Origin of the sequence: Massilia sp. S19_KUP03_FR1 (assembly GCF_036688685.1) — a bacterium.
Lineage (GTDB): Bacteria > Pseudomonadota > Gammaproteobacteria > Burkholderiales > Burkholderiaceae_D > JALYUM01.
This window is the reverse complement of sequence record NZ_JAQQPS010000029.1, coordinates 39774-60557: the sequence shown is the minus strand read 5'-3', so window position 1 is coordinate 60557 and position 20784 is coordinate 39774. Positions and strand designations below refer to the sequence as shown.

Annotated in this window: 19 protein-coding genes and 1 rRNA gene; 9 read left to right on the top strand and 11 right to left on the bottom strand. The window is 62.1% G+C overall.

What is annotated here, in order from left to right:
- The 6 genes from V6M87_RS24500 to V6M87_RS24475 form a co-directional block, all read right to left on the bottom strand.
- A 16S ribosomal RNA gene (locus V6M87_RS24500) occupies nucleotides 1–999 on the bottom strand; the annotation flags it as partial.
- A 428-nt stretch (nucleotides 1000–1427) separates the two neighbouring features.
- A complete protein-coding gene (locus V6M87_RS24495) occupies nucleotides 1428–1796 on the bottom strand; it encodes a DUF779 domain-containing protein (protein WP_332879289.1) in 369 nt (122 codons plus the stop codon).
- Nucleotide 1797: 1 nt separating this feature from the next.
- On the bottom strand, nucleotides 1798–3318 hold the full coding sequence (adh, locus tag V6M87_RS24490; protein ID WP_332879288.1) for an aldehyde dehydrogenase: 1521 nt from the start codon (nucleotides 3316–3318) through the stop codon (nucleotides 1798–1800).
- Nucleotides 3319–3372: 54 nt separating this feature from the next.
- The gene (locus tag V6M87_RS24485) at nucleotides 3373–4326 is read right to left on the bottom strand and encodes a beta-propeller fold lactonase family protein (protein WP_332879287.1); all 954 of its coding nucleotides are present in this window, start codon (nucleotides 4324–4326) and stop codon (nucleotides 3373–3375) included.
- A gap of 137 nt (nucleotides 4327–4463) precedes the next feature.
- The gene (locus V6M87_RS24480; RefSeq protein WP_332879286.1) at nucleotides 4464–6053 is read right to left on the bottom strand and encodes a phospholipase D family protein; all 1590 of its coding nucleotides are present in this window, start codon (nucleotides 6051–6053) and stop codon (nucleotides 4464–4466) included.
- Entirely contained in the window at nucleotides 6054–6830 is a 777-nt protein-coding gene (locus tag V6M87_RS24475; protein ID WP_332879285.1) for an enoyl-CoA hydratase, read from the bottom strand. It abuts the gene before it with no gap.
- Between the two features lie 110 nt (nucleotides 6831–6940).
- On the opposite strand from V6M87_RS24475, the gene V6M87_RS24470 reads away from it, so the two are divergent.
- Nucleotides 6941–8209 carry an MFS transporter gene (locus V6M87_RS24470; protein WP_332879284.1) on the top strand — a complete coding sequence of 423 codons (1269 nt, stop codon included), beginning with the start codon at nucleotides 6941–6943 and terminating at the stop codon, nucleotides 8207–8209.
- Here the strand turns inward: V6M87_RS24470 and mltA are convergent.
- A complete protein-coding gene (gene mltA / locus V6M87_RS24465; protein WP_332879283.1) occupies nucleotides 8206–9438 on the bottom strand; it encodes a murein transglycosylase A in 1233 nt (410 codons plus the stop codon). The genes V6M87_RS24470 and mltA overlap by 4 nt on opposite strands.
- An 87-nt stretch (nucleotides 9439–9525) precedes the next feature.
- On the bottom strand, nucleotides 9526–9900 hold the full coding sequence (gene apaG / locus V6M87_RS24460) for a Co2+/Mg2+ efflux protein ApaG (RefSeq protein WP_332879282.1): 375 nt from the start codon (nucleotides 9898–9900) through the stop codon (nucleotides 9526–9528).
- 148 nt (nucleotides 9901–10048) lie between these two features.
- On the opposite strand from apaG, the gene rpe reads away from it, so the two are divergent.
- The 8 genes from rpe (at nucleotide 10049) to trpC (ending at nucleotide 17541) form a co-directional block, all read left to right on the top strand.
- Entirely contained in the window at nucleotides 10049–10729 is a 681-nt protein-coding gene (gene rpe, locus V6M87_RS24455) for a ribulose-phosphate 3-epimerase (protein ID WP_332879281.1), read from the top strand.
- A 23-nt stretch (nucleotides 10730–10752) separates the two neighbouring features.
- Nucleotides 10753–11844, top strand: coding sequence for a branched-chain amino acid aminotransferase (locus tag V6M87_RS24450; protein ID WP_332879280.1), 1092 nt, complete (start codon nucleotides 10753–10755; stop codon nucleotides 11842–11844).
- 118 nt (nucleotides 11845–11962) lie between these two features.
- The gene (locus V6M87_RS24445; protein ID WP_332879279.1) at nucleotides 11963–12676 is read left to right on the top strand and encodes an FRG domain-containing protein; all 714 of its coding nucleotides are present in this window, start codon (nucleotides 11963–11965) and stop codon (nucleotides 12674–12676) included.
- Between the two features lie 51 nt (nucleotides 12677–12727).
- Nucleotides 12728–13444, top strand: coding sequence for a phosphoglycolate phosphatase (locus V6M87_RS24440; RefSeq protein WP_332879278.1), 717 nt, complete (start codon nucleotides 12728–12730; stop codon nucleotides 13442–13444).
- 186 nt (nucleotides 13445–13630) lie between these two features.
- Nucleotides 13631–15127: an anthranilate synthase component I gene (gene trpE / locus V6M87_RS24435; RefSeq protein WP_332879277.1), complete on the top strand. Its 1497-nt coding sequence runs from the start codon at nucleotides 13631–13633 to the stop codon at nucleotides 15125–15127.
- On the top strand, nucleotides 15128–15691 hold the full coding sequence (locus tag V6M87_RS24430; protein ID WP_332879276.1) for an anthranilate synthase component II: 564 nt from the start codon (nucleotides 15128–15130) through the stop codon (nucleotides 15689–15691).
- An 8-nt stretch (nucleotides 15692–15699) separates the two neighbouring features.
- Nucleotides 15700–16737 carry an anthranilate phosphoribosyltransferase gene (gene trpD, locus V6M87_RS24425; RefSeq protein WP_332879275.1) on the top strand — a complete coding sequence of 346 codons (1038 nt, stop codon included), beginning with the start codon at nucleotides 15700–15702 and terminating at the stop codon, nucleotides 16735–16737.
- Between the two features lie 9 nt (nucleotides 16738–16746).
- Complete coding sequence (gene trpC, locus V6M87_RS24420; protein WP_332879274.1) at nucleotides 16747–17541, top strand: indole-3-glycerol phosphate synthase TrpC; 795 nt, start codon at nucleotides 16747–16749, stop codon at nucleotides 17539–17541.
- A 12-nt stretch (nucleotides 17542–17553) separates the two neighbouring features.
- Here trpC and V6M87_RS24415 read toward each other — a convergent pair whose 3' ends face one another.
- The 3 genes from V6M87_RS24415 to V6M87_RS24405 form a co-directional block, all read right to left on the bottom strand.
- Entirely contained in the window at nucleotides 17554–19365 is a 1812-nt protein-coding gene (locus V6M87_RS24415) for a M61 family metallopeptidase (RefSeq protein ID WP_332879273.1), read from the bottom strand.
- 111 nt (nucleotides 19366–19476) lie between these two features.
- Nucleotides 19477–20046, bottom strand: a complete 570-nt coding sequence (locus tag V6M87_RS24410; RefSeq protein WP_332879272.1) for a nucleotidyltransferase family protein — start codon at nucleotides 20044–20046, stop codon at nucleotides 19477–19479.
- A gap of 5 nt (nucleotides 20047–20051) precedes the next feature.
- Entirely contained in the window at nucleotides 20052–20777 is a 726-nt protein-coding gene (locus tag V6M87_RS24405; protein WP_332879271.1) for a DsbC family protein, read from the bottom strand.
- Nucleotides 20778–20784: the final 7 nt, after the last annotated feature.

The following is a 20784-nucleotide window of genomic DNA, read 5'->3' as shown; positions in this document are numbered from 1 at the left end:
CTTCCGTACATGTCAAGGGTAGGTAAGGTTTTTCGCGTTGCATCGAATTAATCCACATCATCCACCGCTTGTGCGGGTCCCCGTCAATTCCTTTGAGTTTTAATCTTGCGACCGTACTCCCCAGGCGGTCTACTTCACGCGTTAGCTGCGTTACCAAGTTAATTAAAACCCGACAACTAGTAGACATCGTTTAGGGCGTGGACTACCAGGGTATCTAATCCTGTTTGCTCCCCACGCTTTCGTGCATGAGCGTCAATCTTGACCCAGGGGGCTGCCTTCGCCATCGGTGTTCCTCCACATCTCTACGCATTTCACTGCTACACGTGGAATTCTACCCCCCTCTGCCAGATTCAAGCCTTGCAGTCTTCATCGCAATTCCCAGGTTGAGCCCGGGGCTTTCACGACAAACTTACAAAACCGCCTGCGCACGCTTTACGCCCAGTAATTCCGATTAACGCTTGCACCCTACGTATTACCGCGGCTGCTGGCACGTAGTTAGCCGGTGCTTATTCTTCAGGTACCGTCATTAGCAAGAGATATTAGCTCTCACCGTTTCTTCCCTGACAAAAGAGCTTTACAACCCGAAGGCCTTCTTCACTCACGCGGCATTGCTGGATCAGGCTTGCGCCCATTGTCCAAAATTCCCCACTGCTGCCTCCCGTAGGAGTCTGGACCGTGTCTCAGTTCCAGTGTGGCTGGTCGTCCTCTCAGACCAGCTACTGATCGAAGCCTTGGTGGGCCTTTACCCCACCAACTAGCTAATCAGATATCGGCCGCTCCAGGAGCATGAGGTTCTTGCGAAGCCCCCACTTTCATCCTTAGATCGTATGCGGTATTAGCGTAACTTTCGCTACGTTATCCCCCACTCCAGGGTACGTTCCGATATATTACTCACCCGTTCGCCACTCGCCGCCAGGTTGCCCCGCGCTGCCGTTCGACTTGCATGTGTAAGGCATGCCGCCAGCGTTCAATCTGAGCCAGGATCAAACTCTTCAGTTTAATCTCTGTTGCTTGGCATTTCTGCCACCGTCATTGCTGACGGGTCGCTCACTCAAAATACTGACGATCACTTCTTGCGAAGTAACCTATTTCTTTTTTGTGAACATTTGATAATTTAAGTAATCAAGAACCGAAGTTCTTGGCACCTTCATCAAACGCCCACACTTATCGACTGTTAATTTTTAAAGAACTTTATTCGGTACTGCGTTTTTTGCTGTGTTTGACGAAGCGTTGTGTTCGTCGCAGCAGAGAGATGAGATTATGCAGGTTTTATCCTACGCCGTCAACTCCTCTTTTCCTACCCTGCCGCTTTCGCGGCAGCCCCAAGTCCTTGTTTTTGTTAACCAATTTCTCAGGGAGGCGAACTATAGCAAACGCTTTGCGCACCCGCAAGGGGTGCACAAAGAAAAAATCAAGGCGTGGAAAAATCAGGCGTTCAACTGCGCCAGCGCGGCCGATTCGTCGTCCGTGAACAGGCGCGAACGCGTCAGGAAACGGCGGCCCGTACCATTGTCGAGGGAAAACATTCCACCGTTGCCCTTCACCACATCGATGATCAGCTGGGTATGTTCCCAATAGGCGAACTGCTCCGCGCCCATATAGAAGGGTGTCCCGTCCAGCTCGCCCAGCAGCACATCGCTGTCGCTGACGGCGAACTCGCCCAAGGGATAGCACATCGGCGCACTGCCATCGCAGCAGCCGCCAGACTGGAAGAACATCAGCGGCCCATGCCGCGCCCGCAGCTCGGCAATCATCTGCAGCGCGGCATCGGTGGCACTGACCCTGGGCGGCACCATGCTAGAAGAACCCCAGCGCTTTCGGGCTGTAACTCACCAGCAGGTTTTTGGTCTGCTGGTAGTGGTCCAGCATCATCTTGTGATTCTCGCGCCCGATGCCCGACTGTTTATAGCCGCCGAATGCCGCATGGGCCGGATACAGGTGATAGCAATTGGTCCAGACACGCCCCGCCTGGATGGCGCGGCCCATGCGAAACGCGCGCGAGCCATCGCGCGTCCACAGGCCTGCGCCCAGGCCATACAGCGTGTCGTTGGCGATGGCGATCGCATCGGCCTCGTCCTTGAAGGTGGTCACCGAGACCACCGGACCAAAGATTTCCTCTTGGAAGATACGCATCTTGTTGTTGCCCTTGAAAATCGTCGGGCGCACGTAGTATCCGTCTTTCAGGTCGCCGTCCTGCATGTTGCGCTCGCCGCCCGCCAGGCATTCCGCGCCCTCCTGCTTGCCGATATCCAGGTAAGAGAGGATTTTTTCCAGCTGCTCCTGCGACGCCTGGGCGCCCAGCATGGTGGACGCGTCGAGCGGATTGCCCTGCTTGATTTTCGCCACCCGCGCCAAGGCGCGCTCCATGAAGCGGTCGTAGATCGATTCCTCGATCAACACGCGCGACGGACAGGTGCACACTTCGCCCTGGTTCAGCGCGAACATGGAAAAGCCTTCCAGGCACTTGTCGAAGAAATCGTCGTCGGCATCCATCACGTCGGCAAAGAAGATATTCGGCGATTTTCCGCCCAGTTCCAGCGTGACCGGAATCAGGTTTTGCGCGGCATAGCCCATGATCAGCCGCCCGGTACCGGTCTCTCCCGTAAACGCGATCTTCGCGATACGTTTATTTGACGCCAGCGGCTTGCCCGCTTCCAGGCCAAAGCCGTTGACGATGTTGAGTACGCCCGGCGGCAACAAATGGCCGATCAATTCCACCAGCACCATGATCGACGCCGGCGTCTGCTCGGCCGGCTTCAACACCACGCAGTTGCCCGCGGCCAGCGCCGGCGCCAGCTTCCACACCGCCATGAGGATCGGAAAATTCCACGGAATGATCTGGCCCACCACGCCCAGCGGCTCATGAAAATGGTAAGCGTAGGTTTCATGGTCGATCTGGGCAACCGAACCTTCCTGGGCGCGGATGCAGCCGGCAAAATAGCGAAAGTGGTCGATCGCGAGCGGGATGTCGGCGGCCGTGGTTTCGCGGATCGGCTTGCCATTGTCGATGGTTTCGGCCGTGGCCAGCAGCGCCAGGTTGGCTTCCATGACGTCGGCAATCTTGTTGAGGATATTCGCGCGCTCGGTTTGAGACGTCTTCCCCCACGCTTCGCGGGCGGCGTGGGCCGCGTCGAGCGCCAGTTCGATATCTTCGGCGCCGGAGCGGGCCACTTCGCAGAATGGCTGCCCGGTGATGGGGGTGATGTTGGGGAAATACTCGCCCTTTACAGGCGCCACGAATTTGCCACCTATATAGTTGTCGTAGCGCTGCTTGAAGGGATTGGCGACGCCGAGCTTGCTGATATCCGCGAGATTCATGTCATCCTCTTTCATCAATGTTGTGACGCCGCCTGTTGCGGCGCCGGGTTACCATCATTGGATCACGACACCCCAGGGTAGTTCACCCACGGTGATGTCGGCCAGCTTGCGCGCGCCCAGCGTGTCGATGACCGAGACGCTGTTCGAACGGCCGTTGGCGACGTAGAGGCGGGCCCCGTCCGGGGTCAGCGCCATGTTCCAGGGACGTTTGCCAACCGGAATGGTGGCGGAAACGGTATTCGTGGCGGTGTCGATGATCATCACGCTGCCATCGATGCCGTTCGAGACATACACTTGTTTGCCGCTGGGGTGCACCACGATACCGTTGGCATTCTTCCCGGCCGGGATGCGGGCAATCGCCTTGCGGCTGGCCATATCGATGACGAACACGGTGTTGACCAGTTCACAGGCGACATACGCGATCGCCCCGCTGGGCGAAAAGCCGATGCCGCGCGGCCGCAGCCCCACGGCCACCGCACCCACCTGCTTCTTCTGCGCCACGTCGATGACGTCGACCTGCTCGGCCTCCTCGGCGCTGACCAGCAGCCAGCGGCCGTCCGGGCTGAATACCGCATGTTCCGGATTTTTCCCTGCGACCGTGATGTCGGCCAATTGCGCACCGGTGGCGGCATCGATCAGCGTCACGCTGTTGCTTTCTTCCACGGCAATGGCCACCAGCTTGCCGTCGCGCGAGACGCTCACCCCTTCCGGCGATTTGCCCAGGGGCGTGCTGCGGGAGGCGCCGCCGGGCAGGTCGAGTGTAATCAGTGCGTTTGCACCGGCGTCGGACAGGTACAGGCGCTGCCCGGCCGGGTCGACGGCAATCCCACGCGGCCGTTTGCCGGCAGCGAGCTGGCGCACGACTGCCTGGCTGGCCGTGTCGATGACAGTGACCGTGCCGGATTTTTCATTGGGTACGTAGGCGAACGGCGCCGCGCTGGCGTTGGCGGTCAATACCGCAAGCACCGTCCATGCAGCAGCCGGCAGCGTGCGAGGTGCATGCCACATCGGTTTGTCTCCAGCTTGTTATTGTCACCAGCTAGCTGCAAGCCCCGTGCCATGCCCGAATCAGGCGCGATGGGAACGCGACTGTGGCAAAGCTGAAACAGGTGTACCGCGGCGGGCGACACACCTGCTGAAACTCGTTACAGCAGCCAGTCGATCGGCAGCCACGACAGCACTTTGACGCCCAGGCGCTGCAGGAAGGTGGTGCCCGGCTCGACATCGTAACGGGTGACGACGCCCTTCTCGGTGCCGATCCAGTACAGCGAGCCGTCCGGCGCCAGCTTCACCTGGTAGGCCCGCTCCGTCATGTTCCTGTTGAAGCTGTCGCTCAACTGGCGCGCCATGGTCGGGCTGTCGACCACGAGGCCCATCTCGGTATTGAGTTCGCGCGAACGCTGGTCGACATTATAGGAACCGACGAACACCTTCTCGCCATCGACTTCGAAGGTCTTGGCGTGCAGGCTGCTACCGGAACTGCCACCGGTGGAGCCGCCGGCGCCCGAGCCGGAACCGGTGCCGATGATGCTCTTGCGCGACGGCGCCCCCGGGGCGGCGCGCAGTTCGTACAGCGTGACGCCGGTCTTGAGCAGCGGCGCGCGCCATTTCGAATAACCCGCATGGACGGCCGCCACATCGGTCGATTCCAGTGCATTGGTCAGGATGCGCACGTCCGTGCCCTGCTCGCGCAACTGCGCGAATAGCGCGTAGCCCCGCTCGCCCGGCACGAAATACGGCGACACCAGGTTGACCGATTTTTTCGGCTTGCCGATCAGTTGCAGCAGCTGCGGCGCAAGCTTCGACGCCTCCGATTCCTGCCCCAGCACCTTGCCCGGATCGTCGCTGACGAACTGCGTGGCGGCCCATTCCAGCTTGACGCTGCGGTCGGTCAGCTTTTCAACGAACGGCGTGTTCTTGACTTCATCGAGGTAGACCTGCGCATCGGGCTCGCTGGCGATGGTGTCGAGGGCGCTCAAGGGATGCGCTTCGGGATCCGGTTTGATCAGCAAATCGACGGGATAGGCAGACTTGCTGTTCCAGTAGACGTCGAAATCGCGCGACACTTCGCGCACAACCGGCCCGAGCGCGATCACGTCGAGGTCGATGAACAGCACGTCGCTGCCGGCATCGAAGTACTCGTCGCCGATATTGCGCCCGCCGACGATGGTGATCTGGTTATCGGCCGTGAACGATTTATTGTGCATGCGCCGGTTCAGGCGCGAAAAGTCGGTGAGGTAGCCGAGCGGGCGCAGCGTGCGCATCGCGAACGGATTGAACAGCCGCACTTCCATGTTCGGCAGGCGGTCCAGCGCCAGCAGCAACTGATCCATGCCCGTCGTGTTGTTGTCATCTAACAACAAGCGCACCCGCACGCCCCGGTCGGCGGCCCTTTTCAAGGCCGCAAACAGCAGCTTGCCGGTGGTATCGGCATGCCACATGTAGTACTGCACATCGAGCGTGCGCTCGGCCGCGTTGGCCAGCAGCGCACGGGCGGCGAACGCCGAGTGGCCGGTCGACAGGCTGACCAGGCCAGCCTTGCCGGGATGCTCGGCGGTGGCCGCCGTCACACTCTTGCCCAGGCGCGTGCCATCGGTGTCGACTGCGGCGCTGGTGACGGCCCGGTTGCCCAGCTTTGGCAACGCCGTGCAGCCTTCCAGCGCGCCGCCGGCGGCCAGTACCAGGATCAGCACGGCGCTGATCCAGCGGCGTTTGCGATGGCTTGCTGCGTTCATTTACATCCCGTCGAATTGGGCTTTGCGCTTTTCAAGGAAGGCGGACATGCCTTCTTTTTGCGCCGGCGTGCCGAACGCCGCGTGGAAGAAACGGCGCTCGTAACGCACGCCTTCGGTGAGCGTGGTTTCAAACGCCCGGTTGACCGAATCCTTGATGGCCATCGCCACCGACACCGGCATGGCGGCAATCGTGTTCGCCACCGCCATCGCCTCTTCCATCAATTTGTCGGCCGGGAAGATGCGCGAGACCAGGCCGGTACGCTCGGCCTCCTGGGCATCGATCATGCGCGCGGTGAGCAGCATGTCCATGGCTTTTGATTTGCCGATTGTGCGCGGCAGGCGCTGGGTGCCGCCGGCGCCGGGTGTGACGCCGACCTTGATTTCCGGCTGGCCGAATTTGGCCGTGTCGGCGGCGATGAGGAAATCGCACATCATGGCCAGCTCGCAGCCGCCGCCCAGCGCGTAGCCGGCCACCACGCCGATCACCGGTTTGCGCACATTGAGAATATGTTCCCAGTTGCGACCGATGTAATTGTTCGGGTAGGTGTCGGCATAGGTGTAGTTGGCCATGGCAGCGATATCGGCACCGGCGGCGAATACTTTATCGCTGCCGGTCAGGACGATGCAATGGACTGCCGGATCGGCGTCGAATTTGTACAGGGCGTCGCCCAGTTCATTCATCATGTTGTCGTTGAGCGCATTCATCGCCTTTGGGCGGTTCAGGCGAATCACGACCACTTTGCCGTGGTCTTCGATCAGCAGGTCTGCATAGTCCATTTTATCCCCTTGATTGGTTGTATTTGTTCCGCGATTGTAGCGCTTCCCGGCCGCCAGGCGCACACCACTGTTATCATGAGGCAACCATTTATTTTCTTGCCATCGTAACCATGTTTTACGCACTGCACCGCGCGTTCATCGACCGCCTCGGCCGCGACCGTCTGTTGCAACTGCCCGACTTCCGGCGCTTCTGGGGCAGCACCATCCTGACCAGCTTCGGCGGCCAGATCACGCTGCTGGCCTTGCCGCTGTGCGCGGTGCTGCTGCTGCACGCGTCGCCGGCCCAGATGGGCCTGCTGGTCGCGCTGGAAGGCTTGCCGTACCTGCTATTCAGCCTGCCCGCCGGGGTGCTGCTGGATCGCTCGCGCCGCCTGCCGATCATGATTGCCAGCGACATCATGCTGGCCACAGCCCTGGCAAGTGTTCCGGTGGCGTGGTGGCTGGGCATGCTGTCGATCCACTGGCTGTATGCGGTCGGCTTCGTCATGGGCACCGGCGCGGTGGTGGGCGGCAGCGCCGAACAGATCTTCTTGACCTTCCTGGTCGGCCGCGATGGCCTGGTGCAGGCGCGCGCGAAGTTCGGCACCACCGATGCGGCGTCGCGGCTGCTGGGGCCGGGCATGGCGGGCGTGCTGATCCAGCTGCTGGGCGCCCCCATTGCGATCCTGTTCAATACCAGCGCCTTCGTCGTCTCGCTGTGGAACCTGACCCGCATAGGCGCCCGGGAACCGGCCCCGGTGTTCACCCAGGCGCACCCGGTGCGCGCCATCGTCGAAGGCTTGCGTTTTATCTCACGCCATCCGCTGCTGCGCACGCTGGCATGGACGGCGGGTGCGTGGAATCTGTTGTTTTCCGGTTATGTGGCGCTGCAGGTGGTGTTCGCCACGCGCGTGCTGGGTATGTCGCCGGGTGTGCTGGGCACGGCGCAAATGCTGGGCGGACTCGGCATGCTGGCCGGCTCGCTGGCCATGATGCCGCTCTCGAAACGGTTCGGGTCGGGCGCCATCATCCTGATTGGCCTGTGCGGCACGGTGGTGGCGTTCGCACTGCTGCCCTGCATCACCGCGCAGGCGGGGACCGGTACCACGACCGCGTTGGCCTACGGCGCCGTCACGTTCTTCCTCGACATGGGCGCGCTGCTGTTCTTCATGCCCTACATCTCGCTGCGCCAACGCGTCACACCCGATGCGCTGCTGGGGCGGATGACGTCGACGATGCGCTTCCTGGGGGTGGCGGGTGGCCCGGCGGGGGCGCTGCTGGCCGGAGCGATGGCGGAGCGGTACGGCGTGCGCGCGGCGCTGGGGGGCGTCGCCGCGGGTGGGGTCATGCTGGCGTTGGTGATGGTGTTCGGGACGCAGTTACGACACGTGAAAGATTAGCGCGAAAGCGTGTCCGGTGCCGGCTTTGGCAACAACACCCACACCGCGCCCTTCTGCTTCATCAGCCCCGCCTTGTGGGCTGCGTCCGTCCCAAAGCCATAAAAGAAATCTGCCCGCACCGCGCCCTTGATCGCGCCGCCGGTATCCTGCGCCATCATCAGGCGCTGCATCGGCTGCGCACTGCCCGCCTCGGTCGTGGCCAGGAACACTGGCGCCCCGAGCGGCACGAAGGCCGGGTCGACCGCCACCGAGCGCGCTGGCGTCAACGGCACGCCCAGCGCGCCTTTCGGCCCTACCGACGCATCCGGCAAGCGTTCTTCTTTAAAAAAGATATAGCTGGGATTGACGTTGAACAGTTCATCGCGCCGCTGCGGATGCGCGACGATCCAGGCCTTGATCGATTGGGCCGACACGGTGGCCGAGGTCAGCTCGCCCTGCTCCACAAGCCAGCGTCCGATGGCTTTATACGGATGGCCGTTCTGGTCGGCGTAGGCAATGCGCACCGTCTCGCCGGAGTCGAGCTGCACCCGGCCCGAGCCCTGCACTTCCAGGAAGAACGCTTCGACCGCGTCGTTGACCCACACCAGCTCCTTGCCCGCCACGTCCGCGCGTGCAATCTCGGCGCGGGTGCCATACGGGACCACTTTCTTGCCGACCAGACGTCCGCGCAGGCGCATGCCTTTCAAGGTGGTATAGACGCTGGCCAGTTCGACGCTGACCAGGTCGTCCGGCACCGCGTAAAGCGGCGTTTGGTAGGCGCCGCCGCGCTTGCGGGCGCCGTACAGCATCGGTTCGTAGTAACCGGTAATCAGGCCGGTGTCGGCGCCATCAACGGCGCGCAGTTGGTTGGGCACGAACCAGGTCTCAAAGAATGCACGGATCGCTTCAGCGTCGCGGGCGTCGACGACGCGCGCCGCCGCGCAGGCAGCCTGCCAGTCAACCTTTTTGATCAGGACTGCGCAAGATGCCGAAAACGCCGGCCAGGCCTGACGCACGTCGTCCTGCTGCCAGCCGGGCAAGGCGCTGAACGTGGTGGGCGTCAACACGGGCGTCGCCGGCACCGGAATGCCGACCGGGCCAACCGGCGGCGGCATGACGACAGGCGGCTGAACCGGCGGCGGCACCGGCTGCGCGGGCGGCAGCTGGGTGGTGGCGCAGCCGGCCAGCACCAGGGCGGCAGTCAGAGCGAGTAGACTGCAACGGGTCGACAATTGTGAAAGCCTGGTCATGTGGATTTTGTTCCTGGAGGCGGCGGTGGCCTTTTTTGTGCTCGTGTTCATCGTCTGGTGGACGATGTTCTCGGGCCGAAAATAATATTAGTGCAGCGTGCGTGGCAGCGACAGCACGAACTCTGGAATCTCGACTTCAAAACGGGTGCCGTCTTCGGCCACGCAGAAGTACTCGCCCTTCATCGAACCCTGCGGCGTATCCATCTGGGTGCCGCTGTTGTATTCGAACTGTTCGCCCGGCTGCAGCAATGGCTGGTGACCGACGACGCCGAGCCCGGCCACTTCCTGCACCTTGTTGTTGGTGTCGGTGATGATCCAGTGGCGCGAAATGAGCTGGGCCGCGTTGGCACCGGTATTCCGGATCAGGATCGTGTAGGCAAATACATACTGCGACTGCTCCGGATTGGACTGCTCGGGCAGGTATTGCGTCTTGACGGTGACGGTGAAATCGTAGGCGGACATCGGAATTCCTTGTAGATGAAGCGAATGCCAGGCGTGCCGCCCGGCCAATTTCCCATCATACCGCGCCCCGGCTACGCGCCCCGGACAAAAGCCATCGCCGTGCTGCTCGGCGTAAAATAGCGGTTCCCGTAACCTTGCACCGCCCGCCATGACCACCTATCGCATCGCCCCCAGCATTCTGTCCGCCGATTTCGCCCGCTTGGGTGAAGAAGTGCGCAACGTCGTCGCCGCCGGCGCCGACATCATCCACTTCGACGTGATGGACAACCATTACGTGCCCAATCTCACCATCGGCCCGCTGGTATGCCAGGCCATCCGCCCGCACGTGCAGGTGCCGATCGACGTGCACCTGATGGTGAAACCGGTCGACCGCATCATCCCCGACTTCGCCAAGGCGGGCGCAAACATCATCACGTTTCACCCGGAAGCATCCGAGCACATCGACCGCTCGCTGCAACTGATCCGCGATAACGGCTGCAAGGCCGGCCTGGTGTTCAACCCGGGCACGCCGCTGCACTTCCTCGACCACGTGATGGACAAGATCGACATCATCCTGATCATGTCGGTCAACCCGGGCTTCGGCGGCCAGTCGTTCATCCCGGAAGCGCTCAAAAAAATCGCCGCCGTGCGCCGCATGATCGACGATTCGGGCCGCGACATCATGCTCGAAGTCGATGGCGGCATCAAAGTCGACAATATCGCCGCTGCCGCCGCTGCCGGCGCCGACACCTTTGTCGCCGGCTCGGCCATCTTCGGCAAGCCTGACTACAAGGCCGTCATCGACGCCATGCGCGCGCAGCTGAACGGCGTGGCAAAAGCCGGCCAATAATACGAACTATTTAGGAACAACACATGACCACGCACCTGACCGTTACCCCATCGACCAACGCCCTGTCCGACAGCGCCCGCGCCGACGCCATGCGCGTGCTGGCCTTCGGCCGCACCTTCACCGACCACATGGTGACCATTCCCTACCGCGACGGCGCCTGGCAGCAGGGCGAACTGAAAGCCTACGGCCCCCTCAGCCTCGACCCGTCGGCCTCGTCGCTGCACTACGGCCAGGCCATCTTCGAAGGTTTCAAGGCGTTTTCCCAGCCTGACGGCGGCGTTGCCACCTTCCGTCCCGACCAGAATGGCGCCCGTTTTAATCGCAGCGCCGCGCGCCTGGCCATGCCGGACCTGCCAGTGGAGCTGTTCATGGAAGCGGCCGACGCCTTGATCACGCTGGACCGCAAGTGGGTACCGCAAAACGTCGGCGAGAGCCTGTACCTGCGTCCCCTGATGATTGCCACCGACCCGTTCCTGGGCGTGCGCCCTTCGCTGGAATACCTGTTCGTGCTGTTCGCCTCCCCAGCGGGCGCTTACTTCCCGCAAGGCGTGAAACCGGTCACGGTGTGGATCAGCGAAGACTACGTGCGCGCAGCCCCAGGCGGCACGGGTGAAGCCAAATGCGCCGGCAACTACGCGGCCAGCCTGGTTGCGCAAGCGCAGGCGCAGGAAAAAGGCTGCGACCAGGTCGTGTGGATCGACGCTGTACACCGCAAATACATCGAAGAGATGGGCGGCATGAACCTGTTCTTCGTCTACCAGGAAAACGGCAAGACCACGATTGTGACGCCAGAACTGAGCGGCACCCTGCTGGCCGGTATCACCCGCCTGTCCCTGCTGCAAATCGCGAAAGACCTGGGCTTTGAATCGGAAGAGCGCAAGATCTCCATCGAGCAGTGGCGCGACGACGTCGCCAGCGGCCGCATGACCGAAGCCTTCGCCTGCGGTACCGCCGCCGTCATCACGCCAGTCGGCCACGTCAAGGCCAAAAGCTTTGAAATGACCATCAACAATTTCGAAAACGGTCCGGTGACGATGGCCATGCGCGACGGCCTGCTCGGCATCCAGCACGGCACCACGCCGGACACGCACGGCTGGATGCACAAGGTCTGCTGAGGCTATCCGCTGCCCTTGTGCGAATGTTTTCAAGAACAAGGGCCACGTTGCTTCAACAATTTACCGTAAGAAGAACTATTCGATTTCAACACCTGTATTCAACAATATTGGGGGTTGTATGGAAATTACGTCTGTTCACGAGTTACTCAAACTAGCTTCCGAACGGTATTTTGTGAAGCCGCGTGGTCAATGGATATTCCGGGGCCACTCCGACGCTCACTACAAGCTGATTCCTTCCGTTGGCAGACCTGGTCATACATCTGCCTCTACGGACAAATACGAGAAAAGTTTATTTCAGTCGTTCTGCCGAGAGGCCGGCGCATACCTGGATCAGCCTCCGACCACGGAGTGGGAATGGCTGTCCGTTGCGCAGCACCATGGCCTTCCGACGCGCCTTCTGGACTGGTCTCTCAATCCGCTGGCTGCGCTTTACTTTGCAGTGGAAAGCAATGCCGACAGGGATGCAGAATTATTTGCGCTTCATGCCCCAACGAAGGCGCCTCAGGGCGTGCTGAGCAGGCCGCCATTTGAAGTCAAGCGCGCGATGAAATATTACCCAAACATCGTTTCGCCAAGGATTCGTGCGCAAGAGGGCCTTTTTGTCGTTTGTCCCGAACCCGAAATCGCTTTGGACAAGGATCTTCGTGGCGATTGGGAGATTGAACAAATCTCGGTGCCGCAAGGCGCAAAGGAGCGATTGAAGTACGAACTGTTTCGCCTCGGCGTCCATACGTCATCAATGTTCCCACACATGGATGGTCTGGCAGCCAGGCTGGCGTGGCAGCATTGCGTCAATCCGCTGAGCCCAGGAGAAGTAGCGCGCGACAATTGATTTGCTCTGACAACACAGGGATCGATCACCACCTAACTAAAGACCTCATCTATGTTCAGAACGACACATTCGAGCATCAAAGCCGCAATCATCGACCTCGATGGCACCATGCTTGACACCATGCCCGACTTCGCCGTAGCGATCAACGGTATGCGTGCCGACCTGGATCTCGCGCCGCTTTCTAAAGAAACGATCTCGCCGATGGTCGGCAAGGGTTCCGAGAACCTGATCCGCACCGTGCTGGCGCGCGACTTCGACGCGGCCACGGTCGAGGCGCGTTTTGATGCCTCGATGGCCAGCTACCAGCGTCACTACCTGTCCATCAACGGCCAGCACAGTTTGCTGTTCGACGGGGTGATCGCAGGCCTGGACGCCATGCGCGCGAACGGTTTGCGCCTGGCCTGCGTGACCAACAAGCCAATCGCGTTCACCACGCCGCTGCTGGCCTTGAAGGGGCTGGACGGGTATTTCGAGGTGGTCTACGGTGGCGACTCGCTGGCGCAGAAAAAACCGCATCCCCTGCCGCTGCTGCAGGTTTGCCGCGACTTCGACCTGGCGCCGTCTTCCGTGGTGGCGATTGGCGACTCGTCCAACGACGCCGAAGCGGCCCGCGCCGCAGGCTGTCCGGTGCTGACGGTGCCGTATGGTTATAACCACGGACGCCCTGTACAGGAAATCGATTCGGATGGTATAGTTGATTCGCTGCTGTCCGCGGCAGAGCTGATTCAAAAACACAACCGCACTGTATTAACGCTGAACCAACACTGATCCATACGCATGTTTTTCACTAAAAAACACACTGTCAACCAAACCGGTGCCCTTGAGGCCTGGCTTTGGCGACGCTGGCAATCCTGGTCCAACTGACCCACGACGATTGCTGCCGGTTGCGCCCACGCACCGGCAGGTTTTTTACAACCCTGCTGCCCCACCCTTTTGGCGGCCTGGAGAAAAAGCATGACCGAACTCGAATTCAAATCGCTGGCCAATGATGGCTACAACCGCATTCCCCTGATCGCCGAAGCCTTCGCCGATTTAGAGACGCCTCTCACGCTGTACCTGAAACTGGCGCAAACCCAGAACACCGGCAAGAATACCTTCCTGCTGGAATCCGTCGTCGGCGGCGAGCGCTTCGGGCGCTACTCATTCATCGGCCTGCCGGCCAGCACCGTCCTGCGCAGCACCGGCCAGCTGACCGAGATCGTCAAGAACGGCGCGGTCATCGAAACGCACGAGGGCAACCCGCTCGAATTCATCGAACAGTACCAGGCCCGTTTCAAGGTCGCGCTGCGCCCCGGCCTGCCGCGCTTCTGCGGCGGCCTGGCCGGCTACTTTGGCTACGACACCGTGCGCCACATCGAAAAGAAGCTGGCCGGCGGCGCCCCCAAGGATGACCTGAACCTGCCGGAAATCCAGTTGATGGTGACCGAAGAGCTGGCGGTGATCGACAACCTGTCCGGCAAACTCTACCTCATCGTCTACGCCGATCCGGCGCAGCCGGAAGCGTATTCGAAAGCCAAGCAGCGCCTGAAAGACCTGCGCGTGATGCTGCGCCGCGGCGTCGATGCGCCGGTCACTTCCAGCTCGGTGCGCACGGAAGCGGTACGCGAATTCGCCAAGGAAGATTATCTGAAGGCGGTCGCCAAAGCGCACGAATACGTGATGGCCGGCGACCTGATGCAGGTGCAGATTGGCCAGCGCATCCGCAAACCTTACGTCGATTCGCCGCTGACGCTGTACCGCGCGCTGCGCTCGTTGAATCCATCGCCGTATATGTACTACTACAACTTCGGCGACATGCAGATTGTCGGCTCGTCGCCGGAAATTCTGGTGCGCAAAGAGAAAATGCCTGATGGCGGTAGCACCGTCACGCTGCGTCCGATCGCCGGCACGCGCCCGCGCGGCGCCACGCCCGAGCGCGACGCCGAACTGGCCACCGAACTGCTGAACGACCCGAAGGAAGTGGCCGAACACGTCATGCTGATCGACCTGGCGCGCAATGACCTGGGACGCATCGCGCAGACCGGCACCGTGAAAGTCACCGACCGCATGGTCATCGAAAAGTACTCGCACGTGCAGCACATCGTCTCGAACGTGGAAGCGCGCCTGATCGACGGCATGTCGAACCTGGACGTGCTGCGCGCCACCTTCCCGGCCGGCACCCTGACCGGCGCGCCGAAAGTGCGCGCCATGGAAGTCATCGATGAGCTCGAGCCAGTCAAGCGCGGCATCTACGGCGGCGCGTGCGGCTACCTGTCGTTCGGTGGCGAGATGGACGTCGCGATTGCCATTCGCACCGGCGTGATCAAGGACGGCAACCTGTACGTGCAAGCTGCGGCCGGCATTGTGGCCGACTCGATTCCCGAGATGGAATGGCAGGAAACTGAAAACAAGGCGCGCGCCGTGCTGCGCGCCGCCGAACAGGTGCAAGACGGCCTGGATGGGGAGATCTGAATGCTGCTCATGATCGACAACTACGACTCGTTCACCTACAACATCGTGCAGTACTTCGGCGAGTTGGGCGAGCAAGTGCGCACCGTGCGCAACGATGAAATCACGCTCAACGACATCCATACACTCAAGCCCGACCGGATCTGCATATCGCCGGGCCCGAAGTCGCCGGCCGATGCAGGCGTCTCGGTCGAGGTATTGAAACAGTTCGCGGGCAAGCTGCCGATTCTGGGCGTGTGCCTGGGCCACCAGGCCATCGGCGCCGCATTCGGCGGCAAGGTCGTGCGCGCGAAACAGGTCATGCACGGTAAAACGTCGCTGATCGCGCATACCGGTGTGGGCGTGTTCAAGGGGCTGCCCAGCCCGTTCACGGTGATCCGCTACCACTCTCTGGCGATCGAGCGCGCGTCGCTGCCCGACTGCCTGGAAGTGACCGCGTGGACCGACGACGGCGAGATCATGGGCGTGCGCCACAAGGAATTCGACATCGAGGGCGTGCAATTCCACCCCGAGTCGATCCTGTCCGAGCACGGTCACGCGCTGTTCAAAAACTTCCTCGAGCGATGAGCGCCTCCATGAAAATCACGCCACAAGAAGCGCTGCTGCGCTGCATCGAACACCGCGAGATCTTCCACGACGAGATGCTGCACCTGTTCCGCCAGATCATGTCGGGCGAGATGTCGCCGACGATGATCGCGGCGCTGACAATCGGCCTGCGCGTCAAGAAAGAGACGATCGGCGAAATCGCCGCCGCCGCGCAAGTCATGCGCGAGTTCTCGACCAAGGTGCCGATGGCCGATACCACCGGCCTGCTCGACATCGTCGGCACCGGCGGCGATGGCGCCCACACCTTCAATATCTCGACCGCGTCGATGTTCGTGGCGGCCGCCGCCGGCGCGCGCGTGGCCAAGCATGGCGGGCGCAGCGTGTCGTCATCATCCGGCAGTGCCGACGTGATCGAAGCGCTGGGCGCACACATCGACCTGCAACCGGAGCAGATCGCGCAGTCGATCGCGCAGACCGGCATCGGTTTCATGTTCGCCCCCAACCACCACGCGGCCATGAAACACGCCGCGCCGGTACGGCGCGAACTGGGCGTGCGCACGATTTTTAACATCCTGGGACCGCTGACCAATCCGGCCGGCGCGCCCAACATCCTGATGGGCGTGTTCCACGCCGACCTGGTGGGCATCCAGGTGCGCGTGCTGCAGCGCCTCGGTGCGCAGCACGCGCTGGTCGTCTACGGACGCGACAATCTCGATGAAGTGTCGCTGGGCGCCGGCACGCTGGTCGGTGAACTGGTCAATGGCGAAATTCGCGAATACGAAATCCACCCGGAAGATTTCGGCTTGCCGATGATCGCCAGCCGCAACCTGGAAGTGGCCGACGCGCAGGCGTCGAAAGCCAAGGTACTGGAAGCGCTGAGCGGCGCGCCGGGCGCGGCGCACGACATCGTCGCGCTGAACGCCGGCACCGCGCTGTATTCGGCGGGCGTAGCGGTATCGATCGAAGAGGGCCTTGCCAAAGCGCGCGCCGCGATTGCCTCAGGCGCGGCCCGCGCGAAGCTGGACCAGTTCGTCCAGGTGACCCAACAACTGGCAGGCCGAAAGTAAAGTTCGCATATGTCCGACATCCTCAACAAAATCCTGGCCGTCAAAGCCGATGAAGTAGCCGCCGCCAAAAAATACCGCGACCTGGCCAGCCTGCGCCGCGACGTCGAGCCGCAAGCGCACCAGGATATCCGCGGCTTCGGCGCCAGCCTGCGCCGTCACATCGCCGACGGTCACGCCGGCGTGATCGCCGAAGTCAAAAAAGCGTCGCCGTCGAAAGGCGTGCTTCGCGCTGATTTTCAACCGGCCGCCATCGCCGCCAGCTACGCCGAACACGGCGCGGCCTGCCTGTCGGTGCTGACCGACGTACACTTTTTTCAGGGTTCGGTCGACTACCTGCAGCAAGCCCGCGCCGCCTGCGCCATCCCCGTGCTGCGCAAGGATTTTATTGTCGACATGTACCAGGTGTACGAAGCGAAAGCGATGGGCGCCGATGCGATCCTGCTCATCGTCTCTGCGCTCGATCACGGCTTGATGGCGGAACTGGAACTATGTGCAATGGAACTCGGCCTCGATGTGCTGGTCGAAGTCCATGACGGCGACGAGTTGACGGCGGCTTTGAAATTGAAAACGCCGCTGCTGGGCATCAATAACCGCAACCTGCGCACCTTCGAGGTCACGCTGCAGAACACGCTCGACCTGCTGCACCGCATTCCGTCTGACCGCCTGGTCGTGACGGAATCGGGCATCATGGTGCCGGCCGACGTCCAGCGCATGCGCGACGCCGACGTGCACGCTTTCCTGGTCGGCGAAGCATTCATGCGCGCGCCAGATCCTGGCGCGGAGCTGCAACGGCTTTTCAGCTAAACGGCTCTTCAGTTAGTCTGCGCTGGGGCGGCGCAGTGCGGCCCGGGATTTCGGATCGACCGACAGCGTGATAGCAGCCACGCGGTCGCCCTGCAAGGCAACCTCAAACGTCATCAACTCGTCGCGCCGGAAGGCGTGCACCTGCACCGTGTCGCCCACCCGATAGCGGGACAGCAGCGTGTCCAGGTTCGACGGCGTGCCGCTGATGCGCAAACCATCGAGCGCCACCAGCACGTCGCCGGCCGACAGGCCCGCCTGGTGCGCCGCGCCGTTTTCATGCACCTGGGACAGCTTGGTGTCGGCGCCGTCGCGGCCGATGGCGGCGTCGAACGACGGCTTGGCGCTCTTGCGCTCGTCGACCAGCTTGACGCCGAACGGCGCGTACAGCCTGGCCACCGGCACGTCCTCGGTGCCGCGGATGTACTTCTCGAACAGGTTTTTGAGTTTTACGCCAGTCACTTCATCGAACAGCGCTTCGACTTCCTTCTCCGTCACACCGCGCGCGCCGCCTTCGTAGAAATCGCTGCCGTAGCGCTGCCACAGCGCCAGCATCACGTCGTCCAGCGTTTTCGCGCCGTTGGTTTTGGCGCGGATCGTCAGATCGAACGCCAGCGCTGCCAGTGAACCCTTGGTGTAGTAGCTGATGATGGCGTTCGGTGCATTCTCGTCCTGGCGATAGTATTTGCTCCAGGCGTCGAAGCTGGAGTCGGCGATGCTCTGCTTGCTGCGACCACTGCCGCGCAGAACGCCGCCGACGGTCTTGCCCAGCATTTTCAGGTAAGTCGCCTCGCCGATGATCCCGGCGCGCACCAGCATCAGGTCGTCGTAGTAGCTGGTAAAACCTTCGAACAGCCACAGCAGCGGCGTGTAGTTTTCAGTCTGCAGGTCGTACGGCGCAAACGCGGCCGGTTTGATGCGCTTGACGTTCCAGGTGTGGAAGTATTCGTGGCTGCACAGACCCAGGAATTTCAGGTAGCCCTCGCCCGGCTCTTTCGAGGCCGGCGTGGCGGTGCTGGGCAGGTCGGCGCGGGCACAGATCAGCGCCGTCGAGGCGCGGTGTTCGAGGCCGCCGTAACCGTCGCCGACGGCCAGCGTCAGGAACACATAACGCTGCATCGGTGCGCGTTTTGCGATCGGCTCGAAGAAGGCGATTTGCGTTTCGCAGATTTTGGTCAAATCGGCCTGCAGGCGCGCCATGTCCAGGTTGGGCACGCGACCGGAGATGACGATATCGTGTGCTATGCCGTGCGCCGTAAACGTGGCCAGTGCGAAGTCGCCCAGTTCGACCGGGTGGTCGATCAGTTCGTCGTAGTCGGCGGCGACGTAGGTGCCGAAGCCGTAGCGTTTGGCGCCCCGCTCCGGCAGCGCCGTCGCCACGCGCCAGCTGCGTGCGGCGGGGTCGGCGGGACGCTGGATGTCGACCTGGTGCGGCGTATTTTCCTGGCCCGCCACGCGCAGGAACACGCTGGTGCCGTTGAAGAAGCCGTGGGTCTGGTCGAGGTGGGCGGCGCGGACGGACAGATCCCAGGCATAGACTTCGTAGTGGACAGTCAAAGGGCCGGCGGTGGGCGCCGCCCGCCAGCTGTGTTTGTCGAGCTTGACGAGAGCGACTGCGGCGCCGTTCGCTTCGGCGCGGATGCGCACGATGTTGCGGGCGAATTCGCGGATCATGTAGCTGCCCGGGATCCAGGCTGGCAGCGCGAAGTCCTGGCCTTCCGGATCGGGCGTGGCGACGGTAACGGTGACGTTGAACAGGTGCCCGGCCAGATCGGCCGGGACGATCGTGTACTGGACAGCCGGCTGCTGCGCGCGTGGTTTTCTCATGTTATTGGTCTCGTGACGTGTTTTTTGATAGTGTAGCGGATGGGGATCGCTACCGCGAGGCGGGGTGGATGGTGCGGGCGGTTTTGCAACGCCGGTGCTGCTTTCGCTACGTCAGAGATCGGCAGCGGTATCGATATCGCGAAAAATTCCCGGGTCATCGACGGCCACCTCGACGACAGCTGAACCGCGCACGATGTGGCGCGCGCCCTCGTCGCCGCTCAGCGCCAGCAAGGCAGGCAAGTGCGCAGGGCCGAAGCCGACGGGATTGCCGCGTCGGCCATTGGCGACCGGTGCGGCAATCTCAGCGCCGCCAGCAAGCGCTGCGCATAGCGCCCGTATTGTCGCCTTCTCCACGAAGGGCATATCGCCCAGCGCGATCACCCACGCCTGCGCAGCGGGCAACGAGGCCGCCACGGCATGGGCCAGCGACGCGCCCATGCCGGTATCGGCGTCCGGGCAGACAGTCACTTCGCAGCCGAGTGTGCGCAACGCCTGGGCGACGCCGCGGTCAGACGGCGGCACCACCGCAAGCACGCGCGGCAGCACGGCCAGCAGCGTGCGCGCACTGGCCACCACGACGGCATCGCCATCGGGGAGGCGCTGCAGCAGCTTGTCGGCGACGCCGGACGGGTCGAAGCGTCGCCCGCGCCCGGCGGCCAGCAGGATGCCAACCGTGTGCACGGGTGTTACTGCTTGATGGTCGAGAACTTCGCTTCCAGGCCCTTCAGGTCGATCGCACCGGGAATGCGGGTGCCATCGGCAAAGAAGATCGCCGGGGTGCCTTCGATTTTCAGCTTGCGTCCCAGCGCGAAGATTTTGTCGTTCGGCGTGGCGCAGTTGGCCGGTGCGGCAGCAGCGGCTTTCCCGCTGATCATCCAGTCATCCCAGGCCTTCGACTTGTCTGGTGCGCACCAGATGTTCTTCGACTTGGCAAACGAATCGTCGGACAGGATGTTGTACATGAAGGTGTAGATGGTGACGTTGTCGACGTCCTTGAGGGTGGTCTGGCGCAGTTTCTTGCAGTAGCCGCAGTTCGGGTCTTCGAACACGGCGATGACACGCTTGCCGTTGCCCTTGACCTGCTTGATGGCCGAATCGAGCGGCAGGTCGGAGAAGCTGATCTTGTTGATTTCATCGATGCGCGCGCGCGTCAGATCCTGCGAGGTCTTGGCGTCGTACACGTGGCCGATGACGAGGAACTCGCCCTTTTTATCTGTGTAAAGGATGTCGCCGCCGACGCGCACTTCGTACAGGCCGGCATACGGCGTTTCGCGCACCGACTCGATCTTGGCGCCATCGCCCAGGCGCGGTTCGAGCGCCTTCTTGATGTTCGCCTCGAGCGGCGTTTCGGCGTTGACGCAGGACGCGATCAGGACGGACGCTGCCAGCAGCGCGAGCTTGGATTTCAACATGGTGAGG